Origin of the sequence: Sutterella massiliensis, from assembly GCF_016899755.1 — a bacterium.
GTDB lineage: Bacteria > Pseudomonadota > Gammaproteobacteria > Burkholderiales > Burkholderiaceae_F > Sutterella > Sutterella massiliensis.
In genome coordinates this window covers 1-514 of sequence record NZ_JACJJC010000254.1, presented here as the reverse complement: position 1 = coordinate 514, position 514 = coordinate 1, and the positions used below count along the sequence as shown (strand labels likewise).

The following is a 514-nucleotide window of genomic DNA, read 5'->3' as shown; positions in this document are numbered from 1 at the left end:
GCCTGCAACCGGGAGGCCGAAGCTTATGCCGCTGCCGATGAAATCCTTCGGGGACTCTTTGGCTTCCTGAGCGTTCAGTAGCGCAGACGACTGAATTTCAGAACCGAAAGACAACTTCGTCGCACCGAACGCCACAGCCCCGAACGCATCGCGATCCTGTGCGGTCTCATTGGGCGAAGCCATCGTCGGCAACGCTGCGGACACAACAAAGTCACCCAACGTCCCTCCGTTGTCTCCGATCAGTTGGAAACCGTCGAAAGATCCGGCGCTGCTTCCGAATGACCTACTGCCATACATGGGAGAGATACCGACACCGACTTCCGGATCAGTCGACGGCGAAACGGGCTGGAATACCTTTCGCTGTTCCATGGCACGCCGCGGCGGAGCCGTGTTTCCGTTGTCAGTCTCGGAAAACGACATATCGGCTGTTGCTCCGGAAGGCCCTGAAGTTGAAGCGAACGTCACCGCACTTAAGCTGCTCTCAATTCCGTCAAGAGAGGGACTGTGCCCAAGC

Annotated in this window: 1 protein-coding gene; it reads right to left on the bottom strand. The window is 57.8% G+C overall.

Annotated elements, in window-relative coordinates; all coding sequences use genetic code 11:
- Positions 1–369: hypothetical protein (locus tag H6A60_RS12435; protein ID WP_205105106.1), on the bottom strand; the 369-nt coding region annotated here is incomplete at its 3' end.
- Positions 370–514 lie beyond the last annotated feature (145 nt).